The following is a 26342-nucleotide window of genomic DNA, read 5'->3' as shown; positions in this document are numbered from 1 at the left end:
CACAACTAATGATGAATAAACGTTGATGCCCTGGTTCCATATAAACAGAGGCATCTATTAGGAGTAAGATATAATAGGGAAATGCTGCTATCCCGCATTACAGAATTCTCGTAATACAGGATAGGATACGAATTAGAAAGTAATTTTCATCTCATCATCAGATTCAGAGAGATTTTCTAATTTTAAGTCAAAGGATTGTACCCAATCCAAGGTCTTGTTAATCAGTTCAACACAGCTTGATCGCTCTCCATAACGCCCTGCAATTCTCGGTTTATATTGAGAAAAATCTTTATATACCGATTGGAGAGTAGCAATCATATAGCCTTCAACATATTCTTTGTCATCAAACATTGGAGATTGACGATTTAAATTATCGACAATATTTTTGGCCGCTTGAGCATAGTTTACAAGGAGTTGATAGTAATTTGGCTGCTGTTCACTAAAGAATCCTTTGGCGCCAAATAATTGCCTTATTTGAACATCAGCAGAGACTGCAATTTTGTTCCACATTGTATTATAACGTTCTTCAAAGTCAGAATCTTGAAATCTCATATTAATCCACCATGTATAAAAACATGACATATAATACTAAAAATTTATTATGTGAAGATTAAGAACAACCTAATTTAACCATTACTCTTCTTGGACCCCAATGACCAACTGCTCCTTTAAATACTCCTGCAATTTGCGTATGACAATTTAAACAATATCCGGCATCATCCAAACGATAATCCAATATTCGATACCAATCCCTTACGATCACAGGTAATTTACAATGAGGACAATAGGTGCTGCTGCCTGTTGTATCGTGAACATTTCCTGTATAAACATAATGCAAGCCTGTCTTAATAGCGATTTCTCTGGCTCTTTGTAAAGTTGAAAATGGGGTCGGCGGCTTATCCATCATTTTCCAATCTGGATGAAACGCAGTGAAGTGCAAAGGAATATCAGGCCCCAAGTGAGTCATAATCCATTCCGACATGCTCTCAAACTCAGCATCAGAATCATTTTCTTCTGGAATCACCAAATTAGTAATTTCAAACCATACACTGGTTTCCTTCTTTAAATAAATGAGCGTATCCAAAACAGGTTGTAAATGAGAGCCAGTAATTTTGTAATAGAAATCTTCACTAAAGGATTTTAAATCGATATTGGCAGCGTCCATGTATGAATAAAGCTCTTTACACGGCTCAGGATTAATATAACCTGCAGAAACTGCCACTGAATGAATGCCAAGCTTATGACATTCCTTTGCAACATCAATGGCATATTCCATAAAAATCACCGGATCATTGTATGTATATGCCACACTTAGGCAGTGTAAATTTTGCGCTGCCTTTGCAATATCTTCTGGCATCGCAGCATCCGCCAATGTATCAATATCTCTGGATTTGCTAATGTCCCAATTCTGGCAAAACTTACAAGCCAGATTACATCCTGCAGTTCCGAAAGATAATACAGGGCTACCCGGCAAAAAGTGATTCAGTGGTTTTTTTTCAATGGGATCTATGCAATAACCGCTGGATCGGCCATAGGTAGTTAATTTTATTTGATTATCCAGGTTAGCGCGGACAAAACATAACCCTCTTTGCCCTTCACGCAATTTACAATTACGAGGACACACATCACATTGTATACGCCCATCTTCCAGCTTATGCCAGTATTTGGTTGGAATAGTATCAAACATCAAATAGCTCTCAATCAACTCTTGGTCTATATTTATAAGTATAGTATCTGCAGTTGTTCCGGAGTGTTGTTGTGAGCGTCCGTCAACCAGCCGTAGCTGGGTATTTTTATCCCGACGATCCCTTGACTTTAAAACAAAGCGTATTGAATTTTCTGGACAAAGCGCCAATTCATAAGCCTGCTCCAAAAGCAATACTAGTTCCACATGCTGGTTATGTCTATTCAGGACCTGTAGCCGCTTCTGCTTATGCCTCTTTACGCGATAAAAAAGATATCATCAATAAAATCATAATATTAGGCCCTGCGCATAGATTGTATTTCAAAGGCATTGCCTATGATCCTGTTGATAAATTTGCCACACCGTTGGGAGAAGTTGATCAAGATAAAGAGTTACTAACTCGAATTATAGATTTACCCTATGTCTATTCACTTCCTGAAGCTCACCAAAACGAACATTGTCTGGAAGTACAATTACCTTTCTGCCAAATGATATTCTCCAAATTTAAAATACTCCCCCTGGTTGTTGGAGAAACAAATCCTCAAGACGTAGCCCGTCTAATAGCCCGAATATGGGGTGGTGATGATACCCTCCTGATTATCAGCTCTGATTTAAGCCATTATCTTCCCTATCATATAGCCCAAAGAGAAGATAAAAAGACTTGCCTTTCCATAGACACTTTAAATGGTGAAGAAATACTTCACGATGCCGCTTGTGGTTATTTTCCACTGCGTGGTTTCCTGTATTTTGCTCGCCAAAATCATGTTTACAGCCGTCTGCTCGATTTACGCAACTCAGGCGATACGGCTGGAGATAAGGAAAGAGTAGTAGGCTATGCCGCTTATCACTTCTACCAAAAACTTAAATTTTCAGAACATTGCGCAGACGAATTGAAGTACATTGCAAAAGAAACAATACGATTACAAACAGAAGAAAATAAAGCATTAACCATTAATTACAATGATTATAGTCAATTATTACAGATACGAGTTCCTACTTTTATTACTCTAAAAAAGAATGGCATGCTAAGAGGTTGCATGGGAAGCCTGATAGCTAAAGAGCGATTAGCAGATAACGTCATTTACAATTCCATTCGGGCAGCAAGTGCTGACCCACGTTTCCCCCAAATAAAGCCATGTGAACTAAAAGAGCTGTCACTAACTATTTCGTTAATTAAACCATTATCTCCTTTACACTTTAACAGTGAAGAAGATCTCAAATCACAACTGCAAATTGGTCTCGATGGTTTAGTGTTAATTTGTGGTCCTTATCAAGCTACTTTTTTACCTTCTGTCTGGGAATCTGTTAAAACAAAAGATGAATTTATTAATCATTTAAAATTAAAAATGGGGCTTTCAGAAAATTTCTGGTCTTCAGAAATGAGGGCACTTCGCTACGCCACAGAAATAATCAAATAAATTGAAAAACTCATTAATAATGCTCAAGTAGAAATCCAGCCCAAAATATACCCTGATTCAAAATATTTTAAAAAGCCTCAGGTTGCCTAACATGGACAGGAGATAAAATTAGCAATTTTGCCAATAACCAGATATCAGGCATATTTTATGCTAATTTTAAAATATAAGAATTTTGAGATACAAAAAATGGATAATTCATTTGTATTCAATGAAACCACTCTAAAACGTGTACCCCATTTTTTAGTATTAATTATTATTTTGCTGTTGGGTCTGCCTTACATAGGTTTAAACTGGGGTTTAGATTTTAGTAATTTGGCAATTACAATAAATAATGGGAATATAGTCGGTTCTCAACTCATTGAATCTCAAATTAGAGGTTACTTCCGACAAACTCTCTTACAATGGTCAGGATTTTCTCTCGCTGCAGTAACAGTATTATTAGCATTTACTCAATATCGATTGAGTAATGATAAAGTTGCTTTAATTATTGGTCTTGCCATTCTATTCTCTGGCTCCATTGAAGCGCTTCATACCCTGGTCATTGATGGTCTGGCTTTGCAAGCTCCTGAAAAAAATAATCTGGATGCTTTAATTTGGGTTTTTTCAAACAGTGTTAGTGGCTTAATTCTGATTATCGGACTTTCTTTACTTGTACATGCAAGCTCTAATAAACCAGTAAGATTGGTGACTTTTATTCTACTGACTACTTTTTTGGTATTGGCTGCTATCGCAGTCATTTATTATGCCGCTGTAATAATACAAATTCCTGATATGTGGTTTTATGATTCTTATGTTTCAAGACCTTTTGAACTTATATCTGTCTTTATCTATCTTATGTTGATGATTATTGTTTACCCAAAAACCTATGCATCTTACCCAACTATTTTATCTGATTCTGTATTCTATATGTCACTCACCCAAGTCGTCTTGGCTATATACATCATGTTATTATCTACCACTCCGTATGACAGTGCCTTTAATATCGCTTATTTTCTTAAAGTGGTTGTTTACTTCATCCCATGCACCTGTTTTGTAATTAATTACGTTTTTTCGTACTCAGCAGTACTGGAAGGGCAAAAAAACTTAAAAATAAAACAGGAAGAATTAAAATATATGGCCTCTCATGATCCTCTGACAAATCTGTTTAATCGTAGGGAATTTGAAGATCTGCTTGATAAATCCATTGCTAATGCCCAAAGAAATAACTCCTCTCTGGCTTTACTGCTTATTGATTTAGATAATTTCAAGGCAATAAATGACACTTTTGGTCATTTTCATGGCGATGAACTTTTAAAACAATTTGCCAATCGCCTGGTTTTTTTAGTTAGAAAAGGTGATTTGTTATCCAGAGTAGGTGGAGATGAATTTACATTAATCTCTCTAAATATAGAGTCCGCCTCCAGCGCACGTCATCTGGCAGAACGAATTTTAAATGAATTAAACAATCCCTATACCATCAATGGCAAATTAATCACAGTAACCGTCAGTATAGGCATCTCTATTTTTCCTGATGATGGAAACACTACAGAAGATCTGTTAAGAAAAGCGGACTTGGCTATGTATAAAGCAAAAAATTCCGGGAAAAATACCTATCAATTTTATACCGAACAGCTAGGTTATTCACAGCATAGGGAATCCGAGTTGGAATCTCATCTTCGAAAAGCATTGCAAAATGATGAATTTGAACTGTATTACCAACCCAAGTTTAACCTGATTAATATGGAGATTATTGGCGCAGAAATTCTTTTACGCTGGAATAATGAAGCCCTGGGAAATGTGTCTCCTAATGAGTTTATACCAGTAGCAGAAAACACGGGATTAATAACAGAACTGAGTCAATGGGTATTACAAAAATCCAGCACACAAATAATGAATTGGGCTAATCAATACAACAAGATGCTTTCTTTTTCCATTAATATTTCTCCTGTGCAATTAACAAATCCACAATTTCCTAAAATTCTTGAAAGAATATTACTGGAATATCAATATCCTGCAGAATATCTTGAACTTGAAATTACTGAAAATGCTTTAATGGGAGATCAAGATGAAATCTCCAAAATGCTTCATATAATTTCTGGCTTGGGAATAAAGCTGTCATTGGATGATTTTGGCAAAGAATACTCCTCTCTTAACAGACTAAAAACTCTCCCCATTGACAGCTTAAAAATTGATAAAACCTTTATCTCTGATATACATAACGAACATGAAAAAGTAGTCATCATAGACATCATTATTAAATTAGCTAATGAGTTGGGAATGAGTATTGTTGCCGAGGGTATTGAAACCATACCTCAATTAAAATATCTTGTGTCAAGAAAATGTCATTTTGGACAAGGTTTCCTCCTGAGCAAACCCTTGACTGCAGATGAATTCACTTCAATGGCTTATACCAAGTTCGGAAAAACCAAATCTAACGCAAAAGTAATTTCATTAATTAACAATAACAGACTTTAATTGGAACCATATACTGGCTCTTTGAAAGTGAATTTCATATAAAATATGCATTTATTTTACTTGATATCTTTCATTTAGAGATATAAAAGGCAATTCATCGCCTTTTATATCGAATTCATATTTATTAATCACGAAAATTTTCATACTGCAAAGGCAATTCAATATTTGATTTTTTTAGCAAAGCAATGGTTTCTTGAAGATCATCTCGCTTTTTCCCAGTCACTCTCACTTTATCCCCCTGAATAGAAGTTTGGACCTTGGCTTTAGTGTCTTTTATGTACTTCACTATCTCTTTAGCAGTAGGTTGGTCAATGCCTTGCTTAAAAGTCATGGTAAGAGTATAGAATTTTCCACTATGCACAGGTTCATCTTCTATATCCACTCCTGATGTGCTGAGGTTACGTTTTGAGCAATGATTTCGGAATAAATCCTCAAGTTGCCTCACTTGAAAATCAGATTCAGAACGCAAAGTAACGGTCAGGTCTTTAAGCTCAATAGTAGCCTCAACCCCTCGAAAATCAAATCGAGTACTCACTTCCCGAACTGCATTATCTACTGCATTGCGCAAATCCACTTCATTCATTTTAGAAACAATATCAAAAGAAGGCATAACCAATCCGTTAAAATTAAAATTGTAATTTATCAAAAAACAGGAGCAGGTGAAAGAAATAGCACCTCCATTTTCCTTGGTGCAAGAATTAAATTTGTTTCAAAACAAATCAATTGACTAACTATTGCTTAATTCCGCAAAGAGTGTTATCAAATAAATTGGAAGAAAAATTACCCAGTTGGTTATGGATATTATTAATCGGCAGCAAAAAAAGCTATTGCTAATCTAGTATTGATCTGGAATTACCTTAAGTTTTTTTTTGCTTTCTCAAGGAGTGAGAAGTATGGGAAAGGAAAAGAGAGAGCTGGAAGCTTCATATATACCGTTACCTAAAAAAGGACGCTTTTGGATCCATTCTGAAAGTTGCTACACGGAAGAAGAATTAAACTTCAGAGAGTGGATTTTAAAAATTCGTTCGAACTCAGGGATTCATCCTGATTATCTTAATAATCCCAGCTCCTGGTTTGCCAGCGACGATCAAGCTTTGGTTAATCTTTATGAACATGCCTGGTTCTATTCAAATGCCTACAAGCCAAGACATGTGTTAAGCTTCGATGATTTCCATGTACAACCCATTGATAATCAGCGCCTCCAATGGCCACAACTTTATGACTTAATGCAAAAAGTGGGTGACTATCTTTTATTAAGAAATAAGGAGTTACCTCCTGAACATTTAAACCAACCCATGAATTTTGTCCTTCTTGATGTGAACAATATCTTAAAAGGGCTAAGTCAGAACAACAACATACAACAAGTAAAAGATCAACTTGAGTCAGTCACTCGCTACCTGCGTACTATTGAAAAAAATATTTCGCCCCTGGTTGGATCGGACCGGTTATTTTTAGCCAATTTTCGCAAAACAGTGGATAATAAAATTCACCCACATCTGGACCACATGCTGGAAACTCAACTTCTAAGAGACAAACTGGGAGAGCTATCAAAAGACATCAGAAAATTATCCAGTGAACGAAATAGAATCTTGCATTATGCTCTGAATGCCAATCCGGTCAATCCCCACTCTTATGAATTTGAGCTGGATAAAATCAGTGACTCCGCTTCCTATCCAACCCAAGCAGCTAAACATTGTGCACAAAAATCAAATGAATTAGTCGCAGATCCCCTGCCTATACTTCATTTGACTAAAGAACAATTAAGCGATTGTCCTCACTTCAAATTAATCACTATGAAAGATGAGATCCTTGATCATTATGCCAAAGCAGTCTCTGATCTTAACGAATTGGAACGATTTCAGAAGGTCATCCAGGAAATCATGGATCTTCTGGGGCAAGCTGGCGAAGTCTATACTGTCCATCAATTCAAACATCAAATGCAATCCCTGCTGACACAAATTGACAGCTTTATTGACACATCGTCAGAACATATTGATGAAATAATTGATGCGAACACACAAGCTTATCATAAAGCAATACAAGAGGAACAAAATTTATCCTTCTGGAAAAATTGGCTGACTAATGAAAAAGAGAAACTAAAAATTTTCATTAAAAATCAGGACACACTCTCTCAATTTCCATCCAGCTCTTCTGATCTCAAAAAAACGAATAAGGCTTTAAAAAGCCGGGTCAATGAAGTCGTTAGCCATTTAAATCAACCTAAATTAAAAGAAACGTCTTTCGAAGCAATAGCCGGACAAACTCAGGCACTTAATAAATTGATGTTGTCAATGCATGATTGGATGAAAATCCAACATGAATTGAAAGGGCTTCCACTTCCCCAGCCACCTGAACCACTCAAGATAATGCCAACCCCTATACCAACAGTTGATATGTTCTCTTCTCCTCCGCCTTCACTCAATGCATATAAACCACTGTTTACTTCCCTGCCTGGCAATACAACAACTCCTTGTACACCTGATAATAATCAATGCACAACAACCCTTAACTCACCCACACAAAATTCTTTGGGTTATTTAGGATTAATTGCCCTTATACCTATCGGCGTCATAGCCTTATATTTGGTTATTAAATGGATGAATAAAAAAGAAGCTCAAGCACCAGTGTCTGGCACAGAAGAAGAGTTCAATAAGATAAAAGAAAAATTTGAAGATCTATTAGCCGAAATTAAAGGCTTCGAGCATGCGGAAGGTATTGATCTCTCAGATGACTATTATTTCATTGTGCAAGATTATGAGGAATTAATAAAAAAAGCAAAATCAAACCATTATGATGTAGAAGCATTACAAGATACTTATCATGAATTAGAAGATCTCTATGAAGAGCATTGTGACTCTAACAAAGAATCACTGAAATATTAACTCTATTTTAAATATTATATTGCCCCTCTGTCTACACCAAGGGGCAATAAACTATATCTTAACTATATGTTTTATATAAAAAATGATTCTCTGTTGAAGATAAAAATTCATTTAATTTTATTAAGTTACCGCCTGCAATCAAAGGAATTTTTTCGTTACTGGTCATATTTTGTTGAGGAAGCCAAGGATTATCAATGACCATATTTGAAGAAATCATATGGGTAGCGACATATCTAAAAAATCCTGCCATTTGATTCTTTTTCACAACATTAACATGAGTCGATGATCTTTTTCTTTCAACCATATCCCTGTCTTCCTTTCTGGTGTAATTGTCATTTATTTGGTTGGATTGTAAATAAATTTTCATTTTTTCTGTTTGATTCCTTAAAAAGGATAAATACTCACCAGCAAATATTCCTTCGACAATAATGATATCAGCAGGAATAATCTTCATTTCCCCATTCAATACCCTGTCACTACTTGCCATATCATAGGTCGGTCTAAATATGGTTTTACCAGCTTCTAAATCCTGCAAATGCTGTTGAATTAATGTTTGTTCCAGAGCTTCAGGCACATCAAAATTCTTTGGCTTGTTCGGATCTATCATACTTTTGGGCAAGTAATAATGATCCAGATTCAATATCGCAGCCGTTAAATGTTGCGCTTCTGCTATTGATTTAATTTCTTCTGAAACAGTCGTTTTTCCGGTCCCAGTTCCTCCAATGACAAAAATAAATTTGGACACGTAATTTTCTCTTGCGGTCAAAAAAGGCATTATAATAACTGAGGAACAAATTACAAGAGAACCAATCAATCTGTACCTTGATAAGCTCTCGAGCCAAGTCCAGTACTCCAAAGCTTACAAAGCAAACTATTTTAAAGATTATAGATAAAATGATTACGGTAAATGCTGGCATAAAAAACATTTATTGTAATAACCAATTGATAAAAAAGTATTTTTCTTTAAAACCAATCAAATTTCATCTAATCATGTTATCCACAAAAACTGTGTATATCTTTGTGAATACCTTGTAAAAGTGCTAGTAAAATCAGTATCAAATACCGATGATTCTTTACTTACCAATCTGATAAGGCTCAAAAATGAGATCGCAGCATATTGATTATAAATTCTTCACACAAACGTAATTGCTCTACCTCAACATATTCATTCGCTCTATGGGCTTGTTCGATATTACCTGGACCACACACAATAGTGGGAATTTCTGCCTGTTGAAATAGTCCGGCTTCTGTAGCGTAAGCTACTTTCATCAATTTATCACTCTGGCAAACTGTTTGAGCTGCTCTGACAACAGGATCTATAATCGGCGTATCCAAACCAGGAGCTTTTGCAATGATATCAAGATTAACAATAGAGTCAGGATGATCATGATGCATGTTAGGAACAAGCTGTTCCTTAACATAGGACATAATTTTCTGATTTAATTCCTCAGAACTATCAGAAGACAGATTTCTAAATTCAAAAACAAACTCACATAAATTTGGAATAGTATTATAAGCATTACCTCCTTTGATAAGATTGGTGGTAAGCGTTGTATATGGAACATCATAAGAAAAATCTCGATTTCCATATTTTTTAAATCCATTAGCCATCTCTCGAAGGTAGCTAATAAAAGCCGCGGCATGCTCGATCGCGTTACATCCTTGATTCGTTAATGAAGAGTGAGCAGCAACACCGTGTATTTGACAGCGATAAGAATATTTGCCTTTATGACCCACAACAGGCTTCATTAAAGTTGGTTCACCTACAATACAAGCACGAGGTTGATAATTGAGTTCCAATATTTTATCGATCAACGAAGGTACACCAAGACAACCAATTTCCTCATCATAAGAAAATGCAAAATGAACTGGAAAATCCAGATTCATTTCTTTCAACTGAGGGACTAACGCCATCACGACCGCAATAAATCCTTTCATATCACACGCGCCACGACCATACACTTTGTTATCTTTGAGAGTGGCTTGAAAAGGATCGCTATCCCATATTTGACCATCAACAGGAACAACATCAGTATGACCAGAGAGAATGATTCCTCCCTCCAAATGCCTCTGTTTTCCTGGTAACGTGGCTAATAGATTAGCTTTTTGCTCTTTACTATCGTGAATTAAGACAGGATTAATTTTAAAATCATTTAACCCGTTCGCTAAATACTCAATCAGTGATAGATTAGAGTTCCGCGAAGTAGTATCAAAAGAAATGAGATGTTTTAACCAATCTAAAGTCGTCATATTCATACCTTTTAAATTGCAACGAGATGTTCTCGATGATGCTCAGATGTCTCCCTCTCTTCCTGATAAGAAAGAACTGCCAGCAAACTGATAGAAACTGTTGTCATTTGATAATAAGTAAAAACCATAGGGTTTTTAGTATATTCAATCAATGCGGTGATAATAAATGGAGCAAAACCACCAAACAACATGACAGCTGAATTATAGCTGACAGCTAAACAGGTAGATCGTATTGATGGTGGAAATAAAGAGCTCACCGTAATGGTCAACACCCCAAAATAGGCACCAATACACAAACCTAAAATGCTTTCAACCAAAATGAGAATACTTACACCAGGATGTTGGTTCAGCAAGAAAAGCAAAGGATAAATTAATCCAAAATAACAAGCCAAAGCACATAACATAATTATTTTTTTGCCTATTCTATCCGACAGCGCTCCAAAAAAAGGAATAGTAAGAATACTGACTAAAATTCCAACTGCAGCACCTAAATACGCCTCTGTCAACGATAAATTCAAATACAATTTACAATAGGTAGGCATATAACTGAATAAAGTATAAATCGAGCCTGTGCAACCTGCTACGAGGCTAAAAGCGATCAATAAGGAACGTTTTTGTTGCTTTGCTAAAGTAAAGAATTGTCTTGTGCCCTTTTGCTCTTTCTTCCATACAAACTCTCGTTGCAATCGACGCCTTAAAATCCATCCTAAAGGTAGAATCAAAAGCCCTAAAGCAAAAGGTATTCTCCAGGCAAATTGATATAAGGTTTCATTGGAACAATAGAGAGTTAAAATAAGACACGCTGAAGAACCCATTAATATTGCCAAGAGCTGGCCTACCATTTGTAAGGAAGTGTAAAACCCTTTTTTATCGCTTGGGGATAAGCTAACCAATAGAGAGCTGGAGATTCCAAATTCCCCGCCAGTTGCAAGGCCTTGCAACAATCGTGCAAAGACAATGACACAAGTAGCTGCCAAACCTATTGTGGTATAGGTTGGTGTAAAAGTAATCAGCATGGTTGCGGCAGCCATTAAATAAAAAACCAGCATTAAGGCTTTATGATGCCCATGTTTGTCTGCCCAAACTGCTAAAAAAACACCACCCAGAGGCCTTATTACCAGAGCTACTCCAGAACTTGCCATTGTAGCTAATAGGGAAATCACACGATTATGACTTGGAAAAAAAGCTTGGGCAATAAAAAGCAGCATGAAGTTATAGATCATGAAATCATACCATTCCATAGCATTGCCAATACATATTGCTCCCAGAGTTTTAAAGGAGGTATTCGATGTATTCATGTTTCCTTACAAGAGTAAATTTAGAGAAAAACACATACTAGTAGAATACAAAAAAAATTGCCATGATTTATAAGAAGCCAACATCAATATTAATTTTACTGGTAATTCCTTTCTAACTGATTTAAATTATTCACTTTTATAATAATAAACATGGAATGAGTTACTAAATCATGAAAAAATTTATCCTGTTCCCCTTAATTTCTGCCCTGTCCAGTACTTTTGTCCATGCTGGTGGTATGGGTGATTCCAATTCTTGTTGCTCTACTTTTGTGTCACTTGAGGGTGGATACACCTGGAGTTCTATTGATGGATACAATTTCACTATAGTCGGTACCAACAATACGCTCACCTCGACAGAAGATAAACAAGGCTATAGTGGTCGCCTGGCTGTCGGTGTGCTGAGTATGATAGATGATCAATATGGATTCACAGGCGAAGTAGGCTGGGGTTACTATGGTAGAACTACTATTAATCCAAGTGTTGCAGGAGCTTTAGGACAGGTTCCAGCTGCCTTGACGATCAAGCATACCTTGAGCGGATTTGATGCTCTGCTCGGCGTTACCTATTTTCAAAACTATTTTAGCTGGTCTGCCAAGGCAGGTGCGCTTATTCAAAATATGCAAGTAGACACTAGCGCCTTTTTCACTCCTCAAATATTTCCTATAGTGGATAATTTTGATATGAAAACGAACAGGACTGCTGTCTTGCCAGCAGCAAAGTTGGGAGTTGCCTATAACTTTGATTCTAACTGGGCTATTACTGGCTCTTATTTGTTCGCGCTTGGCGCAAATCCAGGAACAACTGCAGTTTTCAATCCTAACACACTAAGATCCAGTTTGAGCATTGACGATGAAAACCCCATGATGAATGCTATTTTGTTTGGGGTTCAATATACTGCTTAATTCTATATTATTTAAATCTGTAACCTTTTTATGAAGTCAGGTGTTTGCAAATGGACATAAAGTCTTAAGACTTTTGAATTTTGATAAAACACCTTGACCTCACAATATGCTCGTAATTCACTCATCAACAAACAAAGCATATGAATGAACACAGTAAAGTAACTCTCATGATCATTAAAATATGCATGGGAAGTAATTTCTACAGGACTTACGAAAAACCTCAAGGTCAAGGCAAAAAATGTTGTTAATGAGAAAGTTTAGATACACTAAATGACCGAATTAAAAACATTTTTTAACAAAGAGATTGGCGTTTTGCGTAAGTCCTGTTCTATTTTTGAAACAGCAGAACTTGTTATTTTTATAATGATCTACCGTATGATTTACTAAGCAAATATAATACCTCTTCATCCTCTGTCTGGGAGAAATCTTCATACCAAAGACCTACCGCGTTAAAAGACAGGGGGGATATCAGACAAACATATTCATCCGCAACATTTTTCATCATGTCATTCATATCCTCAGGCGCTACAGGAACCGCTACAATAATTTTTTTAGGTGACTCCTTGCGTAGAGCAAGAACAGCTGCACGCATACTGGCTCCTGTGGCAATACCGTCATCAACCAGAATTATAATTTTATTTTTTAAATCAGGAAAAGGTTTGTCACCACGATAAGCTCTATTCCGTCTTGCTAATTCGTTTTCTTCTTGAGAAATGACCTGATTAATGTCTTTTTGAGAAAGTTGCAAATATTGCAACAGCTCTTCATTATAAACTTTTATTTTATTACTGGCCAAAGCACCAAAAGCTAACTCTTCATGCCCAGGAACACCCAGTTTGCGTACAATCATTAAATCTAATGGAGCATTTATTACCTCGGAAATCATTGCTGCTACAGGCACTCCCCCACGAGGTAGTGCAAGCACTATGACATCATTTCGGTTCGCATAAGATTTAAGCTTTCTTCCTAATAATTGTCCAGCCTGATAACGATCTTGAAAGCGTTCCATTTCTCTACTCAATTCTCTGTCCTGCTACTTTTATTGTAGTCCAGATCTGAAAATTATCTTGTTGTCAGCAAGAGCGTATTATTAATCTTCTCTGAATTTTAGATGAATAACTACCTGTACACTATTTCGTCATTAGAATCGACTTCAAATACAGTGAATAGCCGTGTACCTCAAAATGGCGCATCAAGGAATATAAAGAATGGATTAATCTATAGAGTCGAAATATTACTAACCAAAAAATATGATCACATTTTAGGCATAATTTAAAAATTGACTCTATACTTATGCTGTATGCTAAAAAATAATTGAAGCAACATAAGGAGAGTACAATGAATGTGCATACCATGTGTTTTTCGAGGATGTTACGTTATGCTGTTGTGACAAGCCTTCTGTTTATGGCTGTGTCTTTTACATCAGCGGCAAATGCAGCTCAGGGATGCGGGGAAGGTTATCATAGGGCCATTCATAATGGCACTTGTGTTCTAAACTATCCAGGCCCTTTTGCAACTCCTGCACCAGCGCATCCAGGATGCTGGCGTAATATGTGGGGACAATTGCGTTGCTATAGATACTAATTTGAAGCGGTTAAGCATAAGCCTTACTTATTGCCTTTATTACTTGGTGTAATAGCAGAAGTAAGGCTTTAATTACAGTAAAATAGATATTCTAAACACCAGAAAAACCTGAAGGTTTTTCCAATACTTTGCTTTGTTCGAGGGATTGTAATTTTCCTCGTAAAGCAACATATATACCAAACAAAATCAAACTTCCTCCAATGATTTGAGAAATACCCGGAATTTCTCCCAGAATCAAATAGGTAAAAATTATAGATATTAAGGGAACTAATGATGAACTGATTGCGGCTTCGGCAACATTTCCATACTTCGTCCCTAGCATATCAAAATGATATCGCAGAGCAACAATAATACTTCCATAGAACAACATCCACTTCCATAAAAATGGTGAGAACAGATCAGAAAAATGATTCCAGCCAAACAAACTAATCGCTATAAAAAAGAAAAAAGTAACACCTAACAACATTCGAAGAATGCCAAATACATACCCCGGTAATCTTCTAAGTGCATGAAAACCAATAACAGTTGAAGCAGTACTGGAAACTACCGCCAAAAAGATGCAAATTTCACCTGCATGAGGAATAGAGCTAAATAAGGCGTAAAGAGTATCTGTTTTAACTCCATGGGGTGGAGCATGATTTACTGAAGCAGCTAACCAATATTGCAGAAAAACTATTGCGAATACACCTAAAGTGGCCAAAAAAGCCCCTACAGTAACTCGAGTATTAGGCACCTCACCAAAAAAGAGCCAGCCAGACAATAAAGTCATGGGGATCTGCAAATTTGAAATAAGAATAACATTGATCACACTGGCATACATCAATCCAAAGAAAAATAAAGTAGGAGTTAAAAACCCAGCCAATAAAGCTGCAATGGAGAGCAAATACCAATTTTTTCCTGTTAAATGTTCTGGTTTAAAATTCTTGAGATCTCTAAAATGAATGACAATTAAAGTGAGTAAGGCAACAAGGTTTCCTGCAAAAAGCACGTTACAAAAGGATATTGGATTATGGCCATTCACCAAATGCTCATTACCAAGTATGATCAGTTTTGCTATAATTGGATTGGCCGCACTCAATATGATAGCACTTAAAGACAAATACAATATTCCCTTATATCTGGGTGAAATCATTTTCTCTTCCTTTGATTCCTCTTTAATTTAAGTATCAGTTTTTATCAACTTAGTTAGATACTAAAATCTCAGTATACTATACAAAGCAAAGCAAATATTTCATAGGATTTAGCAAAAAGAAATGGCAAAGCTATATTTCAGCCCACTCAATTGTCATAACCAAGAAGGAGATAAAATGACATGGTTTAAATCCATGTATATTTCATAACAAGCTTAAGACAAAGATCCGTCTCTCTTTCTACCACTGACCCTATATACTCAATAAAAAATTAGCTGCCGGTTGACGATGGTTTAGTGGAAGATGGTTCAATATCAGTAAACTCATCAGTCATATCTCCTGGGATTTTTTTAGCAATTTCTGTCGTATAATGTTCAGGATGTTCTTTAAAAAACCCAATTGCTAATTGACGCAAACTTACAGGATTATTAAGATTCTTAATGATTTTATAATCATTATAATTAAAAGATGCTAAGAAAAATTTATCAGGACTAGAGTCTTCAACTGAATTAGTTCCGATAATTTTGAGATCAGGGTAAATCGACCGTAACTTCTCGTTATATTGATTCACTTTTGATTGTATAGCCTCTTCATGAGTATCTGTAACTTTCGCTTTTGTATCATAATCTAGAATTGAAAACGGAACAGTGTATTCTATTAGATGTGATAGAGGATTATATTTCCATTTACAATATTCCTCTCCTGAAGAAGATGTCGGTAATGGTTTAAATCGATTTAACAGTTCTGCAGCATGCTCGGCATAAAACGAAAAAACCTTTTCAGGATTAAAGAGAACGACACGAAACTGATCTGGTTCTTGCTTTGACTCACGTACCTTTAATCGCGCCTCTTTAGGGAGTATTTGTTTTAACGATTTAAATAATTCCTGGGCATCATCTTTACTCATCAAAGGAGATACAATAACCCTCCCCTTGGATTCAAATTTTACAGATTTCTCAGTACGATCCTTATACAAGTCATGGATAAAAGCTATTAATTCTTTCATGTTAATTACCAACCATATTGTATTATATATGTACAATTTAGTAATAATTAATTATGATGTCAAGATTTATGACTGGATCACAAAAGCTAGATAGCATACTTTATAAGCTAATATTAGCCCCTGACTAAAACCAAAAAAACTATTCAAACTTCCCTTTTTCTAAGAAGCTCAGGACAAGTTTTTTTACTTTTGAATCATACATAATAAAAGTATGGGTGTTGTTAATAATGACTTGCTTTGTTTGTCCCCGCAAACGAGCGTAATCTGGTGGAACTTTGGCATCAAACCGTCCAGCGATTATCCCCATTTTGATATCAGGTACAGGAACACGGTGCACATAGGATGTTTGCTCGGAACTTAATTCAGCCAAAGGTTTTATGAAGTAGGTAATCATCGGAAATAATTTAATGGATAACTTTGCTAGCTTAGAGCCTTGATTAGGAGGAGCCAACATAATGAGATAACCTACGTGTTTTAATTGTTTCTGAGACAATTTAGATAACGCTTCCCTTACAATAATGCCACCAAGACTGTGAGTAACAAAATGAATTTTTATTGCCGGATTATTCTCAAGTATTGATGCAATAAATTGATTTAAATACACTCCATGCTCTTGAATATTGTATCTGGCGGAAGGGTATTTGTACAAATAGACCTGATATCCCTGAGCCTCCAGATAGGCTTTTAATGGCTTCATACTCACATAGGTACGCATTAAACCATGAATTAGTACAATGACCTCTCCACGATGCCTGGAGTTCATTTCACCTGAAGAACGATTTATCTGTATTGGATTGCTGGTATCTGGGGAATAGGCATAAACCTTGGCAAAGGTAACTATTCCAAAAAATATCATCAGAATTATTTTTATACTTCGATTTTTATTGATAATGGAATGACCCACTATTATCTCTATTATTGATTTGATTAAAGTTATTCTTTCTATAGATAAACTTAAAATGATTATTAATCAAGAATATCAATTCAATTATTACATTGATTTTAGTGTAAACTTATTCAGGATGAAAATAAAACCAACAAACAAGCTCATCATTACCTCATGAGATAAAATAAACCCCATATTCCCCAACTGAAAACTGAGAAATTTTTCAAGAATAAAGGTGTTAATTTTGCCAATTTTGTAGTATATTTGCCCACAGTATTTTGGAGATAAAACATATGACAAGTAAATTAGTCATTTACAATGGGAAAAAATAACGAACTCTCCAAAATTATTTTTTAATACTTAAAATAATGTGTTTTACCCATGAATCGATATGGATTCTACAGCTGTTTAGGAGTGTAAATGCTTGAATATTTGACATGGATTACTGCAAATATTGTGTTAGTGAGTAATTCCATTTTCGGAACACCGCATCCAGCTCATGCTCAATTACAAGTACCTCAATGCCTTGCTACAAAAATGACTATTGCACATGATGTCTTGGCTGAAAATGAGCAATTCAAAATCATTGATCTGCCTGGCAACGATATGGAAAATATGACTCTTTTAGCAGAACAAGTGAATTGTGGTGATTTTATCGACGTAACGGATAAGTTCTCGGATACCCTGTTGACCGCCAAAAGAAAATCAGCGGAAAACATTCTGCAAAACAGCGCGTTAAAAGCCCTTAAAAAATCTCAAGAAAACAAAACCATCTATGAGATTAAACACCAAAAAGAAGTCAATGCTGCAATAAAAGAGGTAGTTGCAGACAACATTTGGCAAACATTAAATCACTTGACCTCCTATAGTAATCGTTCAGCAACCAAAGACACAGGAGTTGCTGCAGCGAATTGGTTAAAGTCTGAATTCGAAACAATGGCAATGGAGTACAATCGCAGAGATACTGCCGCATTCCTTGTGAAAGCAGGTTGGTATAAACAACCCTCCCTGGTGACAGTCATTGGTAAAGAACTGAAAACACCCGCCATAGTCATTGGTGCGCCAATGGATACTTTAGATGGGAGCATGCCTGGCGCTGATGAAGGTAGCGGTGCTGCTGCCATTATGGAAAGCACTCGTATTTTGTTAGCCTCGAAGCTGAAATTCAAGCATCCGATTTATATTATCTGGTACGCTGCCAGCGATAGAAATTTGGCAGGGTCTCAATATGTAGTCCAATATTTTCAAGAAAAATCTATTCCTGTTAAAGCCGTACTGCAACTCAACAAGACAGGGTTTCGCGCTAACTCAGATGATTCAACCATGTGGGTGTTTACCGACAATACAAACAATGATCTGAACCAATATATTGCAAAATTAATAAAAAATTACATCCATACACCAGTTAATTTTTCGCAGTGTAATTACGAATGCGGTGATCATATTTCCTGGAGTCAAGAAAATATACCCGTAACCTATGCAGTTGAATCTGACTTTAAAAACCTTAACCCCTATATCGGCAGCTCTTCAGATACAATGGACTTTTTGAATCTGGAACATATAGCTAACTTTTCAAAGCTGGCCATTGCCTTCTCAATAGAGCTGGGATCCAAATAAAAACTCGTCAAATCATTAATATCAGGGTAGGCAATTCTTATAATTCCTACCCAAGATCTATCTACGAGGAGGACGGCTATTATAATTTGCCACTCTTGAGCCCCATTCCAACAAGTTTTTATTGCAATCATCCTTGTCCAGGAACACTTCAATAAAACAAAGCGCTTCTGTTTTTTCTGCCTGTTTAATTGCAGTGAGTAGTTCCTTGTTGGTTTTAACTATAAAAGATTTTGCATTACTCTGTTCCCCGCGGAATACATTAACCAGTTCAGCGTAACGCCAATTATTAATGACATTATAAGGACCATCATGAATTTGTACTTCAATAGTGTAACAAGCATTATTCATTAAAAAAATAATTGGTTTATACCCGTAACGTATCATGGTTGATACTTCCTGGGCAGTCATTTGAAATGAGCCATCTCCTATGCAGGCAATCACTCTTTTTTGATTATGCAAAGCAGCCTGCATGCCTAGCAAAGCACCTACTGACCAACCAATAGAACCATACTGCATTTGAATTTCGAAAGGACAACCTTCAGGCAAAGACAGGCGCATACAATTAAACCAGGAGTCCCCTGTTTCAGCCAACAAAGCTTTTTTGTCAGAAAGCATTTTCTGAATTTGACCAAACAAATAACGGCTGCTTAATGGAGCGTCTGGTTGATCTAACTCTGGATAAACGACAGTTTCTTCAGCAATTCGTTTATAAGCTTTGTATGAAGCATCATTAAATTTTAATTTTTTACTTAATTCTCTGAGAAAATCATTCATGAAGATATTGGTATAAACTGTTTCACCAATAATAACCCCTCCCTTGGTGGTCTTTATTGATTTGTGGGGGTTGATTCCCCATACATACCCAACTGTAGTATAGTCATTCTCATTAGGCCCAATAAGCAGATAGGCATCACTGGAATCGATAATTTCGGCGCATCCAGAAGAGCTCACTGGTCCCCAATAGATACCTATAAAGTTCGGATGCTGTTCTGAGATAAATCCTTTCGCATCAGGCATAGCCGCCATAGCATATCCAGTACACTTTGCCAACTCGCTGACAGAATTGATTGCATTACAATGCCTAACCTTACTACCTACAATCAAGCTGGGCTTTAGAGCGGAGTTTAATTTTTCAGCAGCATGCTCTACTGCTGCAGCCAGAGACGAACTGTCGCTAATTTTATAGGTGTTGAATGCGCGTTGAGTAGGCTTGGAGATAGGATAGTTAGCAATATTACACGCTATTTCAATATAGACCGGCTTTTTTTTAGCGATTGCGATTGCTATAGCCTCGTCTATCTGCATGGCAGCCTGCTCTGGCTTTCGAATACAAACGACATGGGCAGTAATTCGAGAAAAAATGTCTCTTACATACAAATTATCTTCAGTCGCCAGCGTATGATGGAGAATTTCAGCATCCTGTATGGAATTAGTATTTGGGCCACCCGATATAACCAAAATGGGGAGATTTTCGGCATACGCTCCTGCAACTGCATTAACAACACTAAGTCCACCAACACTATAAGTAACGAATAAAGCGGAGACGCCTTTTACCCTGGCATAGCCATCAGCAGCATATCCTGCATTCAACTCATTACAGCAATTAATCATTTTTAATTTTTCGTTTTTCAGGACTTCATCGAGTAAAATAAGATTGTAATCACCCGGTATAGCAAAATATTCAGAAATATTTAATTCCTCCAGCCGCTTTGCCAAATACTCTCCAATTGAGCACATGTTAATCCCTTATTAAATAAGAAGTTTTTTAATTATAGCACAGCCAGAAATCACTAGTTGGCAGGTGAATATCTGTTAAAACAAGAGTTCACCTGGCATCAAATTTCAAATGACAATTTAATATTCCATCTTAATATCGAGGGACAAACTCACCATTTTTCGATGTCAAAATCTCATTTTGTATTTCCATTATTTTTGCCAAATACAATTTGACTTTACCCTTTTCATCTTTTTCGCAAAGCGTTTTTTCTTCTGATGTCATTCTAAGTAACAGTTGAATGTAATCATCAGAAACACTCTGTGTACTATCCGAAAAAGTAGTTAATAACGTGCCATCAATAACCAAATCAATCAGGTTTGGGCTAATGAGTTTTTTTCTTATCAATGAATTCTGCAATAGTACGGATTGACTTTCACTTTCTGCTTCCTGTTTAAATTTTTTTAAAATATCCTGCATCATTTTTAGGAAAAGAGTTAAACCTTCCATTGGATTGATTCTTCCAAGCGATACTTCATGCAGGATTTTCAGGCATTTTTTCCTGCAAGTCTTTTCCAGGATATCATCAAAATCATTCACAAAGGGAGGTAATTCTACCGTAGCATTTAAACTGTCCATGAAGTGAGTTCCGGAAAGAAGACTTTTATGTTTTAATCTTCCTTTATTTTGATAAATAGTACTATCAAGTAGTGATGGGATAAGACTGCTGTGACAGGCCTCAGTGATACTTATACCCCTGTTGGTATTACGTCCCCTACCATGCTGAAGGTCGGTATAACCATTTGTTGGAATAATTTCTGTATTATAATAAGCTATCAATGTATAAAAAAATAAGTCAACACGACGATTAGCATGTTCAATCACATACTGTTTCACCATTGACAACAGTGTATTTTCTTCATCCTGATTTACATCTAACTCTTTTCTTGAGTAAGGCAAAGAGAGTGCCGCACTAAAATTTTTTTGATAATTAAATCGCTTACGTTTTCTGTGACTGAATTGATCCTGTTCTGCCAATTTTAATTTTGAAAAAAACCTTGAATCCGGTAAAGTTTCAGTATATTTACGTTCCGATAACTCTTTGCTTTTCAGAGTGCTTTGAGGGTTAACGGTACTCTTAAGCAGAGGTGCCTGTAGTGAGGGGCGGGAAGTTAATGAAAGATCTTTGCGCATTATTGCGGAAGGGTTTCTACGAGTACTAAACATTCTCATCATGGTCTTCTCCCTTAATAGCCATTATGTCACCGCAGTACTTGCTCAAAGCGTCAAGAGTCTGTTTTTCCATAAAGACACTTAAACTTACTTAGCGGGAGCTTACAATCCAGAAGATATTCAAAACCAACTCCCTGCCTAAGTCAGAACATATACTGTCTTTTTACAGTACATAATAATCTTTTAAAAAGCAAACATTAAAATAAATTTATAATGAATAACTGAGAGACAAGGAACACAATCTGAAGAATAGCTATAATATTTTCCACTTTATAGCTATTTTAATAGTTGAGAAATCTTTTCTACTCGCTCTTCTCGTGATCCCCACAACTCAACAAGCTTGGGAGTATTCTTTATTGGCATGATTTGATATCTATTTTCAAAATAGATTTGTTTAAAAAAAGCATCTACTTCAGAACGATATGATTCATCAAGTGGACGAATACCATCATCTTCAATTTCTACAAGGTGCTTTTCATTGATGGAAACAAATATTAAAAGATCAATAAATTCCAATGATTCTTTTACAGGTTCAATTAAACTTTCCACAAATGCCATATCCAAGTCCGTTTTATGGTAATTTTCGGTATATAAGGAATAAGCAATATAATCAACTGGCGAGCGATCAAATATGACTTTACTGGAGGAATTAGGATACTGTTTGACCCTGCTGATGTTTTGGTAAAGCTGAATCCCGTTACAAAATCGAGTTGAATCCTTACCAAATTTAATATTGTAATTAGCACGCAATGCCCGATAAGGTTCTTCCTCTCTGATATAATCAGGGTACGCTTTTATAAAATCCCAAACAAAAGTACTTTTACCTACTGAATGTGTTCCTGACACAGCTATGCGCATTTTTTCTCTCACATTTATTCATACAGAATCCTATCACCAGCACAAGAAAACTCCTTGATTAATTAATCAAACAAAGTTTTTTCCGAAGAAAAGATTATTTCATATAATTTCTCAAGTTGGTTCTTTGTAACAAGATGAGTTGATAATTGGGGTAACTTGCTGACCTCGAAAAAATCAATTTTAGAAATTTCCAAGTTTTCTTTTGCTTCCCCTGATATGATTTCACAGTGAAAAAAGAATTTATATGCATGTGGCCATTGCGGGGGATGATCATGTTTTTGTTTATCCCAGAGAGCCAATAACCTGATCACTGATACATCAAACCCGGTTTCTTCCTTTGTTTCTCTTATAACAGACTCAGAGGGTGATTCATTGATATCCACCCACCCTCCAGGAAGCGTCCATAGAGAATCCGCTCTTTCCTGGACCAATAATAGTTTATTCTCTTTGAGAATAAATGCTCGAACATCTAACTTGGGAGTCGCATAACCTCTTTCTATTGAGAAGGTTTCATTAATTTGCTGAAAAGAGCCCTGCGAATTCAAAGCAGCAATTTCAGCAGCGATTTCTCTGAGCCTTATATATCTTTCCCTGTCAAATTCATTTCCACAGTAAGTTAAACCATTTTGTGCAATAGCCTGAATTTCTGACACCCACTTTAACCATGAGGATTTATTATTTTTCATGAACGCTATACTCTTGGCTGCTATGCTCTAAAATTAAAAAAATCCGAGAATTACATTAATTGTATATCAACAAAATTAATTCATCCTGCCCAGACATCATTTTTTAGATAAAAACCAAATAACTGGACGCTTCATGAAGACAATTTAGTTGCTACGCTGATTATTATTTACAAATATTGATACTTTTTTTAATATTCACCAATTCAACAACAAGGATTTACCGTGTCATACCAGACGTTTTTTCTCGACTTGATCATCATAATTCAATCTTGTGCACTCGCATGCAATCAAGCAAATACAAAATTTTAGCTAGTCCAGGCTAAATGCGTAGCCGGATTGGACAAATTAATTTGTCCAGTCCAGCACATAAATAAAATAGTGATGTAGGAATAAAAGACATGCAAACCGAATTATTACAGTTTATTTGCATCAAAAAATTGTGCAAACAAAAAACTCCCTATGAATCAAAAATAAAATTTGCCAGTTTGCCTTTAGCAAAGAAACAAATTATCTGCTCCATTGTATTACTCTTAATTATAAAATTGTCCTGGGCAACTCATCATTATGACACAATAATTATAGGTGCTGGGGTATCCGGATTAACCGCAGCACATCATTTACATAAGGCACAGCAAAAAGTGCTGATTATTGAGGCAAAAAACCGCCTTGGAGGCAGAGTATATACCAGCTATGATTGGGGTTTCGCCACTGATTTGGGGGCATCCTGGATTCATGCCATTGAAAATAACCCATTAATGCCGTTGATTGGCAAACAGTCGATTATTATCAATAGTTATAGCAACTCTGATCCAGTAGCTATGCTAACCAATTATGCTTTATATGACAGTGAAGGGAAACCAGTATCAAAACAGACACGGCGTTTGTTTTCAAGTTTAACCAGAGAGTTCTTAAGATATTGCCAAACTCGCAGTGAAATGATCTCGTTTGCGCAAAACCTCACCACCTTTGCAAAACAAAAAAAACTTACTGTAGAACAACTTGCCTTATTAAATTATGCATTGGAAAACATCTATACTTATGAATTTGCTGATAATTTGACTAAATTATCACGCAACGTCCATTCAGTATCCGAGGCATCCATCGCTTCTGGAAAAAATGCCCTTGTACCTGAAGGCTATTTCCAACTCTTCCGCCAATTCACACAGCATGTTCCCATTCATTTAAACCAAATAGTTAGCCAAATTAATTACGGGCCTGATGGTGTCAACATCATAACTCAACATGAGAAATACCATGCCAATCAAGTCATTATTACCGTACCATTAGGCGTACTCAAAGCCAATACAATCAAATTTCATCCCGACTTACCTATGGATAAGCGCACCGCGATATCCAAGTTAGGGATGGGAAGTTATGAGAAATTGTATTTATTATTTGACAAGGTTTTTTGGGATAAAGACAGTGAATGGATTGGCATGCTGCCCCAAGATAAACAAGAAGCATTCAATATCTTTAATTATTACAAATACACAAAAAAACCGGTACTCATCGTATTTACCAGTGGCAAACTGGCACGTGATATGGAAAAAGAACATTTAACAGAGTGGGTGATGCAGCATTTAAGACGAATTTATGGAAGTAATATCCCTAAACCAATTAAAAATAAAAAAACTCATTGGGGCAGTGATCCATTCACACGTGGCAGTTATTCATACTTACCAGTAAAAGTTGATAAAAGTGTCATTCGCACCCTTGCTCAACCTGTAGCTAACCGGCTCTATTTTGCTGGAGAAGCCACCTCAACCACAGATCCCAGTACAGTACATGGTGCTTATCTATCCGGCATACGCGCAGCAGAAGAAGTACTGGCCAGCATCAAACACCCTGGAAAAAATAGAGAAAAAGATAAAGCTGTCAATTCATAAACCCATTTTGATTTTGGAGAAAGTCATGTACGCCAAAAGAAGTAATCATTTGCTAATTAATAAAGACGAAGAACAAGAAGAGAACCCAAATACCGTATTTGTCCCTCAAACAAACAGTTTGGCTCTTCCTGAAACTCAAAGCTACTTTTGTACGGCAGATCAATGCTCTTTAAATAATCCCTATGCTCCAGCTAAAGGCTATACAAGACCTGATTCATTGCATTTCAAAACAACTCCTACAAACTCTGAGATTTATGGACAAGTATTTAAAGTTTCAGAAGAAACTATTAAAACCGAAACACAGTTTACAAATAGGGAACCTGGGCACCCAGAAAAAGAAGAAAATAGTTCTAATGATTGGAGTGGACTTATTCCAGATGAGTTATATCAAATGATGCTTGAGGCCGCAAAACAAGGCATTCTTATCTCGTTCCTGCTCACGCTCACTGATGAAATAATAAATGACTATCTAAAAAATCATCATTATTCACAGCAACAGATATACTGGATTTCTCAAGGCATTCGAGCTTTAACTTTAATCACTATTGGTACTGCACCTGGAATCGCTTTGGGATTACCGATAAGCACAGTGTTACTGACCGAGCATTTGGGATTTGATAAACAGAATGTCAGTTATCTCACAACAGGCTCAGTCATAGCTTGGGGGATATTAGGCTCTCCTTTTAATTTACTCAATACCTCCCTTGTAATGGCAAGCTCTATTGGAGTCAGTGTATTAACCAGCAAAATAACACAATCATCCTATCAATTTGTGCGTAACAGATTTTTTTCTTCAAAACCTGAAAAAGAGGAACTGGAACAAGAGAACATATTACAAAAAACAATCTCGTGAT

General features: G+C 36.2%; 22 protein-coding genes. 8 read left to right on the top strand and 14 right to left on the bottom strand.

Features of this window, described 5'->3' with window-relative positions:
- Nucleotides 1–132: 132 nt before the first annotated feature.
- On the bottom strand, nt 133–552 hold the full coding sequence (locus tag OQJ02_RS05530) for a lpg1171 family Dot/Icm T4SS effector (RefSeq protein ID WP_265718243.1): 420 nt from the start codon (nt 550–552) through the stop codon (nt 133–135).
- Between the two features lie 58 nt (nt 553–610).
- On the bottom strand, nt 611–1687 hold the full coding sequence (gene amrS, locus OQJ02_RS05525; protein WP_265718242.1) for an AmmeMemoRadiSam system radical SAM enzyme: 1077 nt from the start codon (nt 1685–1687) through the stop codon (nt 611–613).
- Between the two features lie 71 nt (nt 1688–1758).
- Between amrS and amrB the strand changes: the two genes are divergently transcribed.
- Nucleotides 1759–3102, top strand: a complete 1344-nt coding sequence (amrB, locus tag OQJ02_RS05520) for an AmmeMemoRadiSam system protein B (RefSeq protein ID WP_265718241.1) — start codon at nt 1759–1761, stop codon at nt 3100–3102.
- 147 nt (nt 3103–3249) lie between these two features.
- Entirely contained in the window at nt 3250–5556 is a 2307-nt protein-coding gene (locus OQJ02_RS05515; protein ID WP_265718240.1) for a putative bifunctional diguanylate cyclase/phosphodiesterase, read from the top strand.
- Nucleotides 5557–5680: 124 nt separating this feature from the next.
- Here OQJ02_RS05515 and OQJ02_RS05510 read toward each other — a convergent pair whose 3' ends face one another.
- On the bottom strand, nt 5681–6166 hold the full coding sequence (locus tag OQJ02_RS05510; RefSeq protein WP_265718239.1) for a YajQ family cyclic di-GMP-binding protein: 486 nt from the start codon (nt 6164–6166) through the stop codon (nt 5681–5683).
- 259 nt (nt 6167–6425) lie between these two features.
- Between OQJ02_RS05510 and ravR the strand changes: the two genes are divergently transcribed.
- Nucleotides 6426–8438 (top strand): Dot/Icm T4SS effector RavR, encoded by a 2013-nt coding sequence (gene ravR, locus OQJ02_RS05505; protein ID WP_265718238.1) that lies wholly within the window; start codon nt 6426–6428, stop codon nt 8436–8438.
- Nucleotides 8439–8496: 58 nt separating this feature from the next.
- Here ravR and OQJ02_RS05500 read toward each other — a convergent pair whose 3' ends face one another.
- The 3 genes from OQJ02_RS05500 to OQJ02_RS05490 form a co-directional block, all read right to left on the bottom strand.
- On the bottom strand, nt 8497–9183 hold the full coding sequence (locus tag OQJ02_RS05500) for a uridine kinase (protein ID WP_265718237.1): 687 nt from the start codon (nt 9181–9183) through the stop codon (nt 8497–8499).
- 350 nt (nt 9184–9533) lie between these two features.
- Complete coding sequence (gene argE, locus OQJ02_RS05495; RefSeq protein ID WP_265718236.1) at nt 9534–10688, bottom strand: acetylornithine deacetylase; 1155 nt, start codon at nt 10686–10688, stop codon at nt 9534–9536.
- An 11-nt stretch (nt 10689–10699) separates the two neighbouring features.
- Complete coding sequence (locus OQJ02_RS05490; RefSeq protein WP_265718235.1) at nt 10700–11986, bottom strand: MFS transporter; 1287 nt, start codon at nt 11984–11986, stop codon at nt 10700–10702.
- Nucleotides 11987–12156: 170 nt separating this feature from the next.
- On the opposite strand from OQJ02_RS05490, the gene OQJ02_RS05485 reads away from it, so the two are divergent.
- Nucleotides 12157–12888, top strand: coding sequence for a hypothetical protein (locus OQJ02_RS05485; RefSeq protein WP_265718234.1), 732 nt, complete (start codon nt 12157–12159; stop codon nt 12886–12888).
- Between the two features lie 358 nt (nt 12889–13246).
- Here OQJ02_RS05485 and OQJ02_RS05480 read toward each other — a convergent pair whose 3' ends face one another.
- Nucleotides 13247–13897, bottom strand: a complete 651-nt coding sequence (locus OQJ02_RS05480; protein WP_265718233.1) for a phosphoribosyltransferase — start codon at nt 13895–13897, stop codon at nt 13247–13249.
- Nucleotides 13898–14226: 329 nt separating this feature from the next.
- On the opposite strand from OQJ02_RS05480, the gene OQJ02_RS05475 reads away from it, so the two are divergent.
- Nucleotides 14227–14472 (top strand): hypothetical protein, encoded by a 246-nt coding sequence (locus tag OQJ02_RS05475; protein ID WP_265718232.1) that lies wholly within the window; start codon nt 14227–14229, stop codon nt 14470–14472.
- 91 nt (nt 14473–14563) lie between these two features.
- Here OQJ02_RS05475 and OQJ02_RS05470 read toward each other — a convergent pair whose 3' ends face one another.
- From OQJ02_RS05470 to OQJ02_RS05460, 3 genes are all read right to left on the bottom strand, one after another.
- Nucleotides 14564–15604, bottom strand: a complete 1041-nt coding sequence (locus OQJ02_RS05470) for a DMT family transporter (RefSeq protein WP_265718231.1) — start codon at nt 15602–15604, stop codon at nt 14564–14566.
- A 269-nt stretch (nt 15605–15873) separates the two neighbouring features.
- A complete protein-coding gene (locus tag OQJ02_RS05465; RefSeq protein ID WP_265718230.1) occupies nt 15874–16644 on the bottom strand; it encodes a type IV secretion protein Dot in 771 nt (256 codons plus the stop codon).
- Nucleotides 16645–16747: 103 nt separating this feature from the next.
- Nucleotides 16748–17512: a lipase family alpha/beta hydrolase gene (locus tag OQJ02_RS05460; protein ID WP_265718229.1), complete on the bottom strand. Its 765-nt coding sequence runs from the start codon at nt 17510–17512 to the stop codon at nt 16748–16750.
- Nucleotides 17513–17914: 402 nt separating this feature from the next.
- On the opposite strand from OQJ02_RS05460, the gene lapA reads away from it, so the two are divergent.
- Nucleotides 17915–19111 carry an aminopeptidase LapA gene (gene lapA / locus OQJ02_RS05455; RefSeq protein ID WP_265718228.1) on the top strand — a complete coding sequence of 399 codons (1197 nt, stop codon included), beginning with the start codon at nt 17915–17917 and terminating at the stop codon, nt 19109–19111.
- A 57-nt stretch (nt 19112–19168) separates the two neighbouring features.
- On the opposite strand, the gene OQJ02_RS05450 is transcribed toward lapA, so the two are convergent.
- The 4 genes from OQJ02_RS05450 to OQJ02_RS05435 all read right to left on the bottom strand — a co-directional run bounded on the left by OQJ02_RS05450 (nt 19169) and on the right by OQJ02_RS05435 (nt 23602).
- Nucleotides 19169–20848, bottom strand: a complete 1680-nt coding sequence (locus OQJ02_RS05450) for a thiamine pyrophosphate-binding protein (protein ID WP_027265760.1) — start codon at nt 20846–20848, stop codon at nt 19169–19171.
- 130 nt (nt 20849–20978) lie between these two features.
- Complete coding sequence (locus OQJ02_RS05445; RefSeq protein WP_265718227.1) at nt 20979–22061, bottom strand: hypothetical protein; 1083 nt, start codon at nt 22059–22061, stop codon at nt 20979–20981.
- Nucleotides 22062–22334: 273 nt separating this feature from the next.
- Nucleotides 22335–22916: an AAA family ATPase gene (locus tag OQJ02_RS05440; protein ID WP_265718226.1), complete on the bottom strand. Its 582-nt coding sequence runs from the start codon at nt 22914–22916 to the stop codon at nt 22335–22337.
- Nucleotides 22917–22978: 62 nt separating this feature from the next.
- A complete protein-coding gene (locus OQJ02_RS05435; protein ID WP_265718225.1) occupies nt 22979–23602 on the bottom strand; it encodes an NUDIX hydrolase in 624 nt (207 codons plus the stop codon).
- Nucleotides 23603–24000: 398 nt separating this feature from the next.
- Between OQJ02_RS05435 and OQJ02_RS05430 the strand changes: the two genes are divergently transcribed.
- Both OQJ02_RS05430 and OQJ02_RS05425 read left to right on the top strand, forming a co-directional pair.
- Entirely contained in the window at nt 24001–25488 is a 1488-nt protein-coding gene (locus OQJ02_RS05430) for an FAD-dependent oxidoreductase (protein ID WP_265718224.1), read from the top strand.
- Nucleotides 25388–26341, top strand: a complete 954-nt coding sequence (locus OQJ02_RS05425; protein WP_265718223.1) for a hypothetical protein — start codon at nt 25388–25390, stop codon at nt 26339–26341. The genes OQJ02_RS05430 and OQJ02_RS05425 overlap by 101 nt, the downstream gene beginning before the upstream one ends.
- The last annotated feature ends 1 nt before the right edge of the window (nt 26342 follow it).

The sequence above is a fragment of the Legionella sp. PATHC032 genome (assembly GCF_026191185.1).
GTDB lineage: Bacteria > Pseudomonadota > Gammaproteobacteria > Legionellales > Legionellaceae > Legionella.
Note: the sequence above shows the minus strand (reverse complement) of the source record. Positions and strands in the feature narration are given on the sequence as shown.